The organism is Streptomyces xylophagus, from assembly GCF_000716435.1.
Classification (GTDB): domain Bacteria; phylum Actinomycetota; class Actinomycetes; order Streptomycetales; family Streptomycetaceae; genus Streptomyces; species Streptomyces xylophagus.
Window position 1 is genome coordinate 59,120 of sequence record NZ_JNWO01000001.1, and the last position, 14,320, is coordinate 73,439.

Consider the following 14,320-nt stretch of genomic DNA (forward strand, 5'->3'; position numbering starts at 1 on the left):
GACAGCCTAGAAGCGGGCGGAGCGGGCCGCTCGCCGGTCCGGTCCGGCGCGGTCACAGGTCGCGCAGTTCCTCGACGGCCGGGCGTCCGGCGCCGCGGATGCCGTTGAGGGCGGCGGCCAGTACGGCGGCCACCGCGGCGCCCGCGGTCAGGAGCAGGTAGCCGGACGGCACGGACAGGCTCGCCGGAGGTGGGTCGAAGACGCCGGTGAGGACCTTGACCAGCATCTCGGACAGCGCCCAGCCGATGAGCGCGCCGCCCGCCAGCCCGCCGGTGGTCAGCAGCAGGGCCTCGGTGAGGACCATGCCGCGCAGTTGGGCGGGTTTCGCGCCGAGCACGGTGGCGATGGCGAAGGTACGGCGGCGTTCGGCGAGGCCGAGGGCGAGGACCAGTCCGCCTGCTCCCGCCGACAGGAGGACGGCGAAGGCGAGTTCGATCCGGGTCAGGCCGGCCAGGTCGACGGACGTGAGGCTGGTGCCCACCGTGCCGCGGGCCTGGGTGAGGTCGGTGACGGTGGCGCCGGTGCCGAGCTGCTTCCGCAGATGGGCGGCGATCTGCGGCTGGTGGCTGCCGCCGGTGTCGAGCAGGAACGCGCCGACCGCGTCGCTGCCGGTCGCCTTGGCCACGTAGGCGGCGTTGGCGACGAAGAAGCTGTCCTTGGGGGCGGTGGGGAACTCCTTGACGATTCCGGCGTAGTGGAAGGGGACGGTGCGCAGGGCTTTGGAACGGGCGTCCTGGACACGGAGGTTGACGGTGTCGCCGGGGGAGAGCTGGAAGTCGTGGACGGTCTCCACGCTGACCAGGAGGTTGTCGGGGCGTTGGGCCAGGCGCCGCATGAGCTGGTGGGCGGTGCCGCCGGAGAAGTAGGCGTCCTGGAGCGAGGTGGCGTGGGCGATGGTGTCGGGGCGGACGCCGTAGAGATCCTGGAGGTCGGAGCCGACGTAGGCGAAGCGGTGCTGGACGGGCTCGACGTGCCGTACGCCGGAGACCTTCAGCGTGTTGGCGGCGCCGGGCGGGACGTGGGCGCCGGGTGGTTCGGTGACCGTGACGTCGGCGCCGTTGGTCAACCGGGCGTCGGCCTCGGCCTGTTGGTGGAAGGTGGAGTTGAAGACGGCGGTGGAGATCGCGAAGGACACCGCGAGGGCGAGCAGCACCACGGAGCGGGCCAGCGGGCGGCGGCGCCGGGACAGTACGGCGGCCGTGGTGCCGGCGAGGGTGGCGGTCAGCGGGCGGGCGAGGCGGGTCAGGGCCGGGCGGCCGTGGGTGAGGGCGAGCAGCGTCAGGCGCCACAGCAGCAGGGCGGCGCCGATCCACAGCAGGGCCGGGCCGAGGAAGGCCCAGTAGGAGACGGAGAGGGTGGGCACGCCCTCGGGGGCGAGGACGAGGGCGTACTGGTTGTCGGAGGAGGCACGGAAGACCAGCCAGGAGCCGATGAGAAGCGCGAAGTCGAGGCCGTAGCGCAGCCACCAGGGGGAGCGGGTGGCGCGGGCGCCGCTCTCCTTACGGGTGTCGGCAACGGTCACCGAGCGCAGGTCGCGCAGCGCGGGGACGAGGACGGCGCAGGCGGCCACGGCGGCGCCGAGGACGAAGGCGATGACGTACCAGGTGACCCAACTGGCCGCGCTCGCGCCGAAGGAGGCAGCGCCGAAGGCGAGGCGTCCGGTCAGTGCGGCGATGCCCAGACCGGCGAGTCCGCCCACGCCGCCCACGAGTGCGGCTTCCAGGCTTGCGAGCGTGGTGATCTGACCGGGACGCAGCCCGCGCAGCCGCAGCAACCCCTGTTCCTGGCGGCGCCGTTGGCCGCCCGCGGAGGCGACGGAGGCGGTCAGCGCGGCGGCCAGCACAGCGCCGGGGACGCCGAGGAAGAGGAAGAGGATCTGGGCGTAGAGGGCGTCCTGGCGGGCGGAGTCGAGGGCGGCGCCGAGGTTGTCGCCGACCAGGGCGCCCCCCGCGGTCTTGGCTTCGAGGTGGTTGGCGGCGCCGGTGACGGCGCTGAAGGCGGCGGCCGGGTCTGCGGGCAGCCCGGCGCTGCGGGCGACGTGGATCTGGGTGGTGAGGGCGGTGGCGCCGTGGGTGAGGGAGGCGAACCGGGCGGCGGGCAGGAGGATGACGTTGTCGGGGGGTGCGGTCGGCTGGGACTGGGTGGGGGCGCCGACCTTCTGGAACAGGGAGTCGGCCTGGGGCAGGTCGACCACGCCGTCCACGCGCACCTGGCGCGGTCCGGTGCCCGGCAGTTGGATGCTGACGGTGTCGCCGGGGGCGGCGTGCAGGTTGGACGCGGTCTGCTGGGCGAGGAGGACGCCGGTGGGTGAGCCGGCGAGGGTGCGGATCTCGTCGGGGAGCAACTGGCGGTAGCCGGGCGGGAGACCGAGGGCCATGCCGGGGCCTGTGGCCTGGGTGCTGCCCTGTGCCCGGGCGGTGAAGCCGGTGGTTCGGGCGTATCCGACCGGGAGGGCGGCCCTGGTGCCGGGGTCGCTGCGGACCTGCCGCAGAACGGAGTTGGCGTCCGCGCCGGGCTGTACCTCGACCTGCCAGTCCACGGCGACCGAACGGACGGCGCGCTGCGTCATGGTCGCCTTCGAGGCGGTGAGGAAGGAACCGAGGGCAGCGACCAGGGCGACGGCGAGCGCGATGCCGGTCATGGCCGCCAGCAGTCGTCCGGCGCGATGGCGGGCCAGACTCCTGGCCCACGAGGTGATCATGACGTGTCCTCCGGTGCGAGCAGCCGTCCGTCGTGCATGGCCCGCCGGACGGTGAGCCGGGCGGCGACGGCGGGGTCGTGGGTGGTGACGACGAGCGCGGCGCCCGTGCGGTCGGCCGCCGTCAGCAGGGCGTCCAGGACACGGGCGCCGGTGGCGTGGTCGAGGCGGCCGGTCGGCTCGTCGGCGAGGATCAGCCGGGGTTCCTGGGCGAGAACACGGGCCACGGCGACTCGCTGGGCCTGACCCCCGGAGATCTCCTCGGGCAGCCGGTCGGCGAGGTCGGCCGCCCCGACCAGACCGAGCGCCTCGGTGACCGGCCGACGCGTCCACTCCTCCGTTCGCCCGGCGAGAACGAGAGGAAGCGCGGTGTTCTCCGCGACGTCCAGGGCGGGGACGAGGCTGTCGGCCTGGAACACCAGCCCGATGTCGGTACTCCCGCCGAGCCCGGGCCACGAGACGGCACCGCTGGTGGGCCGTTCGAGCCCGGCCAGCAGATGCAGCAGGGACGACTTCCCCGACCCGGACGGCCCTACGATCGCCAGCCGGTCGCCGGTGCGGATGCTCAGGTCGGTCCCGTGCACGGCCACCACTGCCGTCGTGCCGTGTCCGAAGGTCAGTGCCGCGTTCTCGCAGAGGGCGAGGATGTCAGTGCGGGACATCGTTCATCTCCGGTGTCTGCTGGGCCTGTTGGTCGGTCGGGGTGATCGCGCGGTCGGCGGTCCGGACGGCCTCCGTGCTTCGGGTGACGATCAGTACCGCGCAGCCGTCCGCAGCCCGCTGCCGGACCGTCCGCAGCACCAACTGCTGGGTGGTGCCGTCGAGTTCACCGGTGGGTTCGTCGGTCGGCCGGTCGGCGGATCGGATGCTCAGGTCGGTTCCGTGCACGGCCACCACTGCCGTTGTGCCGTGTCCGAAGGTCAGTGTCGCGAGCGGGTCAGTGCCGGACACCATTCACCTCCCGTGTCTCCCGTGCTCGTCCGTCGGTCAGGGCGATCACGCGGTCGGCGATGCGGACGGCCTCCGCGCTGTGCGTGACGATCAGCACCGCGCAGCCGTCCGCGGCCCGCTCTCGCACCATCCGCAGCACCAACTGCTCGGTGCCGCCGTCGAGTTCGCCGGTCGGTTCGTCGGCCAGCAGTACGGCGGGAGAGTTCGCGAGGGCCACGGCCAGCCCGGCGCGCGCCAGTTCACCGCCGGAGAGTTGGCGCGGCAGGGAGCGGGTCCGTCGGCCGAGCCCCACCTGGTCCAGCAGCGCCTCGGCGGAGACGGAGGGGCGGCCGCGGACGGCCCGCTGGGCGAGGCGGATGTTGTCCCGCACGGTCAGGTGCGGCAGCAGGTTGCGGCTCTGGAGCAGGACGCCGATGTGGCGGGCGCGCAGCCGGGCCCGCTCGGTCTCCGGCCGGTGGCTGATGCGGACACCGTCCACATGGACGTCGCCGCCGGAGGGCTCGTCGAGTCCGGCCAGACACGCCAGCAGGGTGGACTTGCCCGCTCCCGAGGGGCCGACGACGGCGACCGTCTCGCCGCGCCGCACCGTCAGCGACACCCCGCGCAGGGCCAGGGTCTCCTCCTCGCCCGCGCGGTAGAAGCGGTACAACTCGCGGGCGGTGAGCGCGTCGTCGTACGACCGGGTGGGCATGTCGGTCACCGCCACGCGAAGGAGTCGCTGACGATCCGCCACGGGTCGACGTTGTCGGCGTTGACCGGCCCGGACAACGTCAGGTCGACCTCGTGCCCCTGCCGGTAGAAGGCGTACCGTTCGAACGCGTCCCGCACCACCTTGCCGGTGACCGGGTCCTTGGCGGAGTCGCCCTGATAGGTCAGGCGGACGACGGGGCCGGCGTGCCGGGTCACCTCGGTCGCCTTCGGCGTCGCGAACTTCGGTACCTGCGAACGGAGTTGGGGCACGACGGTGTTCGTGACGGATCCGACCGTGGGCGCGGTGGAGGCGGTTGCCGTGGTGACGCGGACGGTGTTCAGCTTGTCCGTGAACACGGTCGTGGCCCCCTGCCCGGTGCGGGCCCAGCCCTCGGGCACCTTCACCGTGAAGCCGGTGAAGCCGCCGGCGGGCCGGTAGGCCACGTACACCTGGTTGTCGGGGATGTCGCCGGGCGGATTCGACTCGGTGGGCGCGGGCGTCGCACCGGCGTTTCCCACACCGGAGTTTCCCGCACCGGCCGGGGCGGCGGACGTAGCGGACCCCGTGTGCGAGCCGGACCCCGAGTGCGAGCCGGAGCTCGAGCAGCCGGTGATCACCGCCGCGACCAGCGCCAGTCCTACGGCGGCGGATGTGCGTACAGGTGCCATGGTCACTGCCCTCCCGGAAACTGCGGCCGGAGTTCGGTCATGGCACCGACGCTAGGAAGTGGCCGGTTAACGCCCGGCACGCCGACGGTTAGACGACGGCAAAAGCGCGTGGCGCATCACCCCCGGGCAGGCAGGCGGCCCGCAGGATGAGGGCATGAGACAGCGTGTCGTGCGCGTCGCCCTCACCGCCGCCCTGGTCGCCGTGGTCCTCCTCGCCGTCCCGCTGGCGCTGGTCATCAGGTCGTCGCTGTACGCCGACCAGCGGGACACCCTGGAGCGGGCGGCCCTGTCGGGTGCCGTGCGGGTCAGCCCGGACTACACGACCGGCGATCCGGTCGAACTGCCGGCGCCGCCCGCGGGAGGGCACCTCGGCCTGTACGACACCCACCTGCGCCTGCGGGCGGGCAGTGGCCCCGAAACCGGTGACGCGGCGGTGCGGCGGGCCCTCGGCGCGACAGTGGTGCGCGGTCACTCGGGCGGTGACCTCACCGTCACCGTGCCGGTGTCGCACGCCGAGCAGGTCATCGGCGTCGTCCGCGCCTCCTCGCCCAGCGCCGCCGTACGCGACCGGGTCCTCGCCGTGTGGGCCGTGCTGGCCGGCGCCTGCGCCCTCGCCCTGACCGCGGCCGTCCTGATCGCCCGCCGCCAGGCGCGGGTGCTGGCCGCCCCGTTGGAGGACCTCTCCCGCCACAGCCGAGCCGTCACCGCCGGCGACCTGAGCGCACGCGCCGCGCCCAGCAGCGTCGCCGAGATCGACCAAGTGGCCCGCACGCACAACGAGATGCTGCACAGCCTCACCGAACTCCTGCGCCACGAACGGGACTTCACCGCCAACGCCTCGCACCAACTGCGCACCCCGCTGACCGGACTGCAGCTCACCCTGGAGGCGGGCCTCGCCCAGGACGACTACGCCTTGCTGCGCCCCGCCCTGGAGGAGGCGCTGGCGACCACCCGTCGGCTCCACGGCACCGTGGAGGAGGTGCTACGGCTCTCCCGTTCCCCTGGTCCGCCCGGCACTCCGGCACCGTCCGTGCCGGTCGTAACGCTGCTGGCGGAGATCGAGGACCACTGGCACGGGTTGTTCGCCCACGACGGCAGACGACTGCTGTGCGCGACGGCCGACGCACCGGACGACGCCCGCGTCCCCGGTGCGCCGGTCGCCGAGATCCTCGGCGTGCTGCTGGACAACGCCCGTGTGCACGGCCGAGGCACCGTCCGCCTCACGGTCCGCGACCTCGGTGACGCCCTCGCCTTCGACGTCGCCGACGAGGGCGCCATCGAGACGACCCGGCCCTTCGAGCGCGGACACACCGGTGACGGAGAGGGGGAGGGCATCGGCCTCGCCCTTGCCCGGGACCTCACCGTCACCCTCGGCGGCAGACTCTCCCTGACCGGCCGCCGTCCCACGACGTTCACCGTGCTGGTGCCGGTACGTCAGGACGGGACCGGAGACGCGGCAGAGAACGGTGACGGCTGAGGACCCCGGTACGTGTGGGGCAGGTGAGCAGCACGCGCAGTCAGGATGCGTTCAGGCAACCGGTGGCACGGTCGGGCCTCATGACCTACGAACTGTCCGACACACCGGAAGCCGCACGGGACGCCAACGGTCCCGGCCGGCACCCTCACCGCCTCCGCCTCAACAAGGTTCCCGAGATCACCCTGTACTTCTGGGTGATCAAGGTGCTGTGCACGACGGTCGGCGAGACCGCGGCCGACCTGCTGAACGAGAAGGCCGGGCTCGGCCTGACCGGCGTGTCCGTGCTGATGAGCGCGCTGCTCGCGGTCGTCCTGGTCGTCCAGTTCCGTACGACCGCCTACCGCGCGGGTGTGTACTGGCTCGCCGTCGCCCTGATCAGCGTGGTCGGCACGCTGATCAGCGACAACCTGACCGACAACATGGGTGTCGCCCTGGAGACCACCACCACGGTGTTCGGGATCATCCTCGCGGTCGTGTTCGTCGTCTGGTACCGGCGGGAGCGCACCCTGTCGATCCACAGCATCGACACCACCAGCCGTGAGGCCTTCTACTGGCTCGCCGTGCTGTTCACCTTCGCCCTCGGCACGGCGGCCGGCGACCTGGTCTCGGAGCGTATGAACCTCGGCTACTGGCTCTCGGCCGTCCTGTTCGCCCTGGCCATCGCCGCCGTCGGCATCGCCCACTTCGCCCTCGGCCTGGACGCCGTGTGGAGCTTCTGGATCGCCTACATCCTCACCCGCCCGCTGGGCGCCTCGATCGGCGACTACCTCTCCCAGCCGACCGGCGACGGCGGCCTCGGCCTCGGCACCGTCGTCACGAGCGTCCTCTTCCTGGCGGTCATCCTCGGCATGGTGGTGTTCCTGACGGTGACCCGCAAGGACGTCATCGACCGCGAGCCCGTCGCGGGACAGGCGGCCTGAACAGCGCGGGAGGCGTTCAGGAAGCGTTCAGGAATTGATCGACAGAGTCGGACACCACGGCCGTTTTCTACGGCCGGACCACGCGTTACAGGGCGCCTGTTTCCTTCATGGGAACGGGCGCCCTTCCACACCCCCCCCACAGAAAAAAAGGAGTGTCCGACACCTTGGAGATTCCGGAAGCCCTCACCGACACCGACGTCGCCGGTACGCACCAGCGGACCGTGGCCACCGCCAAGTCGGTGATCAAGAAGCTGCCCGAGGTCACCCTCGCCTTCTGGATCATGAAGGTCGCGGCGACGACGCTGGGCGAGACGGCCGGCGACCTCTTCGCCCAGACCCTGAAACTCGGCTACTTCCTCACCACCCTCGCACTGTTCGCGATCTTCGTGGTCACCCTCGTCGTGCAACTGCGCTCCAGGCGCTACAACCCGTTCTTCTACTGGACGGTCATCCTGTCCACCAGCACGGCCGGCACCACGATGTCCGACTTCATGAACCGCGACGCCAGCACCAAGTACCTCTCGAACGGCGCCACTTCACTGGGGTGGGGACCGCAGGGCCTCGGCCTCGGCTACCCGACCGGCGCGGCGATCCTGATCTCGATCCTGGTCATCATCTTCGCCGTGTGGAAACTGACCGGGATGACGTTCGTCATCCGGGACATCGTCAGTTTCCGCGGAGAGGCGCTGTTCTGGTCGGCGATCCTCGTCTCCAACACCCTCGGCACCTCCATGGGCGACTTCCTCTCCGACAGCTCGGGCCTCGGCTACGCCGGCGGGGCAGAGCTCGTCACCGGCGCCCTGCTGGTGCTGCTGGCCCTGATGAAGGCGCCCGCGGTGCCGAACGTCCTGCTGTTCTGGATCGCCTTCGTACTCACCCGCCCCCTCGGCGCCACCGCAGGCGACTTCCTCACCAAGCCGGTCGCCAAGGGCGGCCTCGACCTCGGTACGGCGGGTTCGTCGGCCGTGCTTCTGACGGTCCTGGTCGGACTGATGACGTACGCCCACGTCCAGGAGCGCCGGCGCCCCGCCACGCGACCTTCGTAGGACGTCGCCCGGCCGGAGGGCACCATCGGCCGGTCGTCGTGAGCAGTGCGAAGGTGTCCCGCCCGGCGGATCGACTCCGGCTTTCGTGTCCTCCGGCCGGCGCCGAGTTCCCCGTTCGGCTGCCCTTCACCTGCTCTCCTGGCCGGGCGCCCCCGCCGACTCGCCTACTTGGCGAAACCCATTCCTGCTTGGCGAAGACCCGACCGCTCATTCCGAGCGGGTTCACACATGCGCCGCATCCGGTACACAAGGCGCGACTCTGATGGGCGCGGCACCCGCAGCCCGCCCCGAACACCCGGGAGAAACCAGATGTCCAGACGCTACGTCAGGCCCGCAGCCCTCCTCGCCGCGACCGGAGTTCTCACCGGGGTGACCGCCGCCCAGCCCGCAGCGTTCGCCGCCTCCCACCACCCGGCCGCCACCCGGCACGTCCTGCTGATCTCCGTCGACGGACTGCACCAGTCGGACCTGGCCTGGTACATCGCAGGACACCCGAAGTCCGCGCTGGCCCAACTGGTCGGCGGCGGCGTGGAGTACACCCACGCGAGCACCACCACGCCGTCCGACTCCTTCCCCGGCATGGTCGCCCAGGCGACCGGCGGCAGCCCCGGCACCACGGGCGTCTACTATGACGACACCTACAACGCCGCGCTCCTCCCGGCCGGTACCACCAGCTGCAAGGGCGTCAAGCCCGGGGTCGAGGTGGACCTCACCGAGGACCTGGACAAGAACCAGGCGTCCATCGACGCCGGCCAGGGCCTCGCGGGCCTGCCCGACAGCATCCTGTCGATGACCGGCCACCCGGAGAGCCTCATCAACGCGTCGAAGCTGCCCGTCGACCCGAAGACGTGCAAGCCCGTCTACCCGCACTCCTACCTCAAGGTGAACACCATCTTCGAGGTGGCCCGCCAGGCCGGTCTGCGCACCGCGTGGTCGGACAAGCACGCCGCCTACGAGATCCTCAACGGTCCCTCGGGCACCGGCGTCCAGGACCTGTTCACCCCGGAGATCAACAGCGACGCCCTCGGCTACGCCGCCGGCAACGACTGGACCACGGACAACAAGGCCACCGAGCAGTACGACGGCTACAAGGTGAAGGCCGTCCTCAACGAGATCGACGGCTACGACCACAGCCGCACCCACAAGGTCGGCACCCCGGCGATCTTCGGCCTCAACTTCCAGTCGGTCTCCACCGCCCAGAAGCTGCCCGCCTCCGACGGCCTCACCGGCGGATACACCGCCAAGAACATCCCGGGCCCGCTGCTGGTGAAGAACCTGGACTTCGTCAACAGCGAGATCGGGGCGCTGACCGCCGAGATCGACAAGCGGCACCTTGCCGACAGCACCACCGTCATCCTCTCCGCCAAGCACGGCCAGTCGCCCACCGACCCCGCCGCGCTCACCCGCGTCGCCGACGGCCCGCTGCTGGACGGCCTCAACGCCGCCTGGAAGAAGCTCCACCCCGGCGCCGCCGACCTGGTGACGCACGCGGTGGACGACGACGCCATGCTGCTGTGGCTCTCCGACCGTTCCGCTGCGGCCACCGCCTTCGCCAAGAAGTACCTGCTCGCGCAGAACGGCACCGGCACCGACATCAACGCCAAGCCCAAGCCCTACACCAGCAGCGGCCTCAGCAAGGTCTACGCCGGCCGGGCCGCGGCCGACTACTTCCACGTGAAGGCTGGCGACGCCCGGGTACCTGACCTCTTCGGTGTCGCGCAGTACGGCGTCGTCTACACCGGCGGCACCAAGAAGATCGCCGAGCACGGTGGCGGCCACTCCGACGACCTCGCGGTTCCGCTCGTCGTGTCCGGGGCCTCCGTACCGGCCGGCGTGCGCGACTCCGCGCGCGTGCAGACCAAGCAGATCGCACCGACGATCCTGAGGCTGCTGGGCCTCGACCCCCGCTCCCTGCAGGCCGTACGCGAGGAACACACCACCGTGCTGCCGGTCCGCTGAACCGGCGCCCACAGCGACGCGGGAGGCCGCCCGAGTGCCGGGTGGCCTCCTGCACGACACCCCACGCGCCCTGCGACCCAGGCCGGCCGTGTGATGCAGCCCCGCACCGGGCACCCGTCTCAGCTCTGCGGGTGTCACCTGGGCGTCGAGCCCTCAGGCAGCGCCCCAGCGCGCTGCCCCGCCGTGGCTCGGAACACCTTTACCGGATACCGCACGGCCTGACGGCTGTAGAACCGATGAACCACCCCGACCACGACAGGACAGATCGCCTGGGAGGCCACTCGCGCCTACGTCGCCGTGCACGCCGCCGACCTGCTCTCTCGGCGTCGCCCTCGACCCCGAACAGACCTGACCGTGACCATGAACCCCTAACGTGCCTACCGTTGGCGCTCTGTTGCCTGGTCGGGGTCGATCGATGCTTCCGGCGTTTCGCATGGGGCCAGGGGAAGGGCTTACGAGAGATGACCATGCACGACGACCAGGTGGACGTGACCATCGAAATCGTTGCGACCTTGATCCAGGAACAGTTCCCTCAGTGGAGCGGCAAGGCGATCCGACCCCTGTCGTCGACCGGGACGGTTAACGCCATCTTCCGCATCGGGAACGACCTTTCGGCGCGTTTCCCCCTGCGTCCGGCCGATGCCGCCGAGGTGCTGGCGGTTCTGGAACAGGAAGCCCGGGCGAGCGCGGAGTTGGCGCAGGTGTCCCGGTTCCCCGTTCCGGAACCCGTCGCCTTGGGAGAGCCTGGCGCGGGTTACCCCATGCCGTGGTCGGTCCAGACGTGGCTGCCGGGAACGGTCGCCTCTGATGCCGACCCGAGTGGGTCGGACGTTTTTGCCGAGGACCTTGCGGCCTTCATCGCAGCCCTGCGGGGCGCCGAGACGTGGGGGCGGCTTTTCAGCGGCGAGGGTCGTGGCGGCGTTCTCGCTCACCACGACGATTGGATGGCGAAGTGCTTCGAGGAGAGTGAGGGGCTGCTCGATGTGCCCCGGCTGCGCCAGGTGTGGAGCCACTTTCGGGAGTTGCCACGCGTGGGTGCCGACGTGATGAGCCATGGTGACCTGATTCCCGGCAACGTACTGGTCGCGGGAGACCGGCTCGGCGGCGTACTCGACACCGGCGGCTTCGGCCCGGCCGATCCCGCGCTGGATCTGGTCAGTGCGTGGCACCTGTTGCAGCCGGGGCCGCGCGAAGTGCTCCGGCGTGCACTGGCCTGTGACGATCTGGAGTGGGAGCGCGGCAAGGCCTGGGCGTTCCAACAGGCGATGGGCGTTGTCTGGTACTACGTCGAGAGCAATCCGGCGATGAGCGGAATGGGGCGCCGGACACTCGACCGCATTCTGGAGTCGATGGAGTGATGCCGCCCCGCGAGCACGAGACCCGCTGGTGCGCTCAACTCCAGCCCCGAGCAGGGACTGGAGTCAACGCATAGTCCGCCGCAAGAGTTGACCAGGGCGGTCAGTCGATCGTCAGCGTCGTCCTGCCCGTCGCGAGTGAGCTGTTGCCCACGTAGATGTCGATGTCACCCGCTTCGAGCTCGAACTGCCCGCCGGTGTCGTGTGTCCAGAAGCCGAGATCCTCGGCGGCGAGCCGGAAGCGGACGGTGGTGCTCCTGCCCGGAGCCAGACTCACCCGCCGGAAGCCGCGCAGCCTGCGCACCGGTTGGACGATGCTCGCCACCGGATCGTGGAGGTAGAGCTGGACGACCTCGTCGCCCGCCCGCTCGCCGGTGTTGCCGACGGTGACCGTCACCTCGACGGTGTCGCCCTTGCGCAGGGCTCGGGACGAGATCCGTCGGGTGCTCAGGACGGGCTCGCTGATCGTGAACGTCGTGTAGCTCAGGCCGTGTCCGAAGGGGAACTGCGGTCCGTCGGGCAGGTCCAGGTACTTGGAGGTGTATTTGTTGTCGGCGTCGTAGGGGCGGCCGGTGTTCTCGTGGTTGTAGTAGATCGGGACCTGTCCGACGGTGCGGGGGAAGGACACCGGGAGCTTGCCGCCGGGGTTGACGGTGCCGAACAGCACGTCCGCGACGGCGTTGCCCGCTTCCATGCCGGGGTGCCACGCCTCCAGGACGGCGGGGGCGGAGTCCAGCCATTCGCCGATGGTGAGGGGGCGCCCGTTGACCAGGACGACGACGAACGGCTTGCCCGTGGCGGCGATCGCGGTGATCAGGTCCTCCTGCGCCCCGGGCAGGGTGATGTCGCTGCGCGAACTGGCCTCGCCGCTCATGGCCGGGGGCTCGCCGACCACGACGACGGTGACGTCGGCTGCCCGGGCCGCCGCTGCCGCGTCCTTGATTCCCGAGGTGTCCGTACCGTCCGCGTTCACCCCCGTGACGGAGGTGACCTCGGCCTGGGGTGCTGCGGCCTTGATGCCCGCCAGCACGGTGACCGCGGGGAAGTTCCCCGCCCCGGGTCCGGCCCAAGTCCCTTGCAGATCCGTGGAGTTCGCGAACGGGCCGACCACGGCGACAGAACCGACGCCTGGCTGCAGGGGTAAGGCGCCCTCGTCGTTCTTCAGCAGCACCATGGAACGCGCGGCGGTCGCCCGCGCCGCGGCACGGGCCTGCTCCGTCGGCCTCGTGACCGCCGCGTCCTCGTCGACGTAGGGGTTGTCGAAGAGTCCGAGCCGGAACTTCAGGCGCAGGATGCGGGTAACCGCGTCGTCCAGTCGGCGGGTCGTGATCCGCCCGCTCTTGAGCAGCTGTCTGCCGTGGTCGGCGAGGTTGGTGCTGACCATCTCCATGTCCACCCCGGAGTTCAGGGCGAGTCGGCCGGCGTCGGCTCCGTCGGCGGCGAAGCCGTGGAGGATCAGTTCCTGGATGCCGGTGTAGTCGCTGACGACGAACCCGTCGAAGCCCCATTCGCCCTTGAGGATGTCGGTCAGCGTGTGCCGGTTGCCGTGGGCGGGGACGCCGCTGACGGTGTTGAAGGAGGCCATGACGGTGGCCACCCCGGCATCCACGGCCGCCTTGAAGGGCGGGAGGTAATGGTTGCGCAGGTGGGCCTCGGAGGTGTCCACGGTGTTGTAGTCGCGGCCGCCCTCCGCGCCTCCGTAGGCGACGAAGTGCTTGGCGCAGGCCGCGAGCCGGTCGTGGGCGTCCAGGTGGGTGCCGTCGCCCTGGTAGCCGCGGGTCTTGGCCGCGGCGAAGGTCGCCGCGAGGTAGGGGTCTTCGCCGTTGCCCTCCGCGATACGGCCCCATCGTGGCTCGTGGGTGACGTCCATCATCGGGGCGAATGTCCAGCGCACCCCGTTGGAGCGCGCCTCCGTGGCCGCGACCTCGGCGTCCGTGCGGGGCACCGCCGGGTCGAAGCTGGATGCCTGGGCGAGTGGGATGGGGAATGTGGTCCAGAAGCCGTGGATGACGTCCAGGCCGAACAGCAGCGGAATGCCCAACCGCGATTCCTCGACGGCGAGGCGCTGAAGGTCGTTGGTGTGCTTCGCCCCGTAGATGTTGAACACGGACCCGAGCCGGCCCGTGCGGGCGGCTTTCTCCGCCTCTTCTGTCTGCCCGCCACCGGGACCTGAGTCGCCCGTCCAGGACATTTGCTGCAACTGCCCCAGCTTCTCCTCGAGGGTCATCCGGCCCAACAGGGCCTTGATCCTTGTCTCGTACGGACCGGCTTCGTACGGACCGGCCTCGCGCTGTGCGTCCGCGACCGAACCGGGCTCCCCGGCCCGTGCGGTCCCCGTGGTGGCTGCTGCGGCGACCGTACCGCCGAGTGCCGTGATGACCGTGCGCCTGCGTACCACACCCATGCCTTCGTCCTTTGAATAGGAGGGGCGAATCCTGGGCCTGCCGCCGTCAACGGATGCAGCAGGTTACGAATTGGTTGCGTGCATGTCAATTACCCAGAATCGTGCCCATCAGATGCTGCTCGTGCCGTGAGCTGGTGCCGACGCGCAATCC

General features: G+C 70.8%; 11 protein-coding genes. 5 read left to right on the top strand and 6 right to left on the bottom strand.

The features are described from left to right. Positions 1–52: 52 nt before the first annotated feature. Genes OO70_RS00295 through OO70_RS00315 form a run of 5 tightly spaced genes read right to left on the bottom strand, consistent with a single transcriptional unit; the run spans position 53 to position 5,008 of the window. On the bottom strand, positions 53–2,701 hold the full coding sequence (locus OO70_RS00295; protein ID WP_043662374.1) for an ABC transporter permease: 2,649 nt from the start codon (positions 2,699–2,701) through the stop codon (positions 53–55). Beyond that, entirely contained in the window at positions 2,698–3,360 is a 663-nt protein-coding gene (locus tag OO70_RS00300; RefSeq protein WP_043662376.1) for an ABC transporter ATP-binding protein, read from the bottom strand. The genes OO70_RS00295 and OO70_RS00300 overlap by 4 nt, the downstream gene beginning before the upstream one ends. Continuing rightward, positions 3,347–3,649 carry an ATP-binding cassette domain-containing protein gene (locus OO70_RS55240; protein WP_199827217.1) on the bottom strand — a complete coding sequence of 101 codons (303 nt, stop codon included), beginning with the start codon at positions 3,647–3,649 and terminating at the stop codon, positions 3,347–3,349. Before OO70_RS55240 ends, OO70_RS00300 begins: the two co-directional genes overlap by 14 nt. Next, on the bottom strand, positions 3,636–4,340 hold the full coding sequence (locus tag OO70_RS00310) for an ABC transporter ATP-binding protein (RefSeq protein ID WP_043663351.1): 705 nt from the start codon (positions 4,338–4,340) through the stop codon (positions 3,636–3,638). The genes OO70_RS55240 and OO70_RS00310 overlap by 14 nt, the downstream gene beginning before the upstream one ends. A gap of 5 nt (positions 4,341–4,345) precedes the next feature. Continuing rightward, positions 4,346–5,008, bottom strand: coding sequence for a hypothetical protein (locus OO70_RS00315; protein ID WP_043662380.1), 663 nt, complete (start codon positions 5,006–5,008; stop codon positions 4,346–4,348). A 154-nt stretch (positions 5,009–5,162) separates the two neighbouring features. Here OO70_RS00315 and OO70_RS00320 point away from each other — a divergent pair, with 154 nt between their 5' ends. The 5 genes from OO70_RS00320 to OO70_RS00340 all read left to right on the top strand — a co-directional run bounded on the left by OO70_RS00320 (position 5,163) and on the right by OO70_RS00340 (position 11,768). Then, on the top strand, positions 5,163–6,485 hold the full coding sequence (locus OO70_RS00320) for a sensor histidine kinase (RefSeq protein ID WP_043662383.1): 1,323 nt from the start codon (positions 5,163–5,165) through the stop codon (positions 6,483–6,485). Between the two features lie 80 nt (positions 6,486–6,565). Then, a complete protein-coding gene (locus OO70_RS00325; RefSeq protein WP_043662385.1) occupies positions 6,566–7,405 on the top strand; it encodes a COG4705 family protein in 840 nt (279 codons plus the stop codon). 164 nt (positions 7,406–7,569) lie between these two features. Beyond that, entirely contained in the window at positions 7,570–8,451 is an 882-nt protein-coding gene (locus tag OO70_RS00330) for a COG4705 family protein (RefSeq protein WP_043662387.1), read from the top strand. A gap of 309 nt (positions 8,452–8,760) precedes the next feature. After that, positions 8,761–10,410: an alkaline phosphatase family protein gene (locus OO70_RS00335; protein ID WP_043662389.1), complete on the top strand. Its 1,650-nt coding sequence runs from the start codon at positions 8,761–8,763 to the stop codon at positions 10,408–10,410. Between the two features lie 461 nt (positions 10,411–10,871). Continuing rightward, the gene (locus tag OO70_RS00340) at positions 10,872–11,768 is read left to right on the top strand and encodes an aminoglycoside phosphotransferase family protein (protein WP_043662391.1); all 897 of its coding nucleotides are present in this window, start codon (positions 10,872–10,874) and stop codon (positions 11,766–11,768) included. Positions 11,769–11,868: 100 nt separating this feature from the next. Here the strand turns inward: OO70_RS00340 and OO70_RS00345 are convergent, their stop codons facing one another. Beyond that, positions 11,869–14,169: a glycoside hydrolase family 3 N-terminal domain-containing protein gene (locus OO70_RS00345; RefSeq protein WP_078651176.1), complete on the bottom strand. Its 2,301-nt coding sequence runs from the start codon at positions 14,167–14,169 to the stop codon at positions 11,869–11,871. Positions 14,170–14,320: the final 151 nt, after the last annotated feature.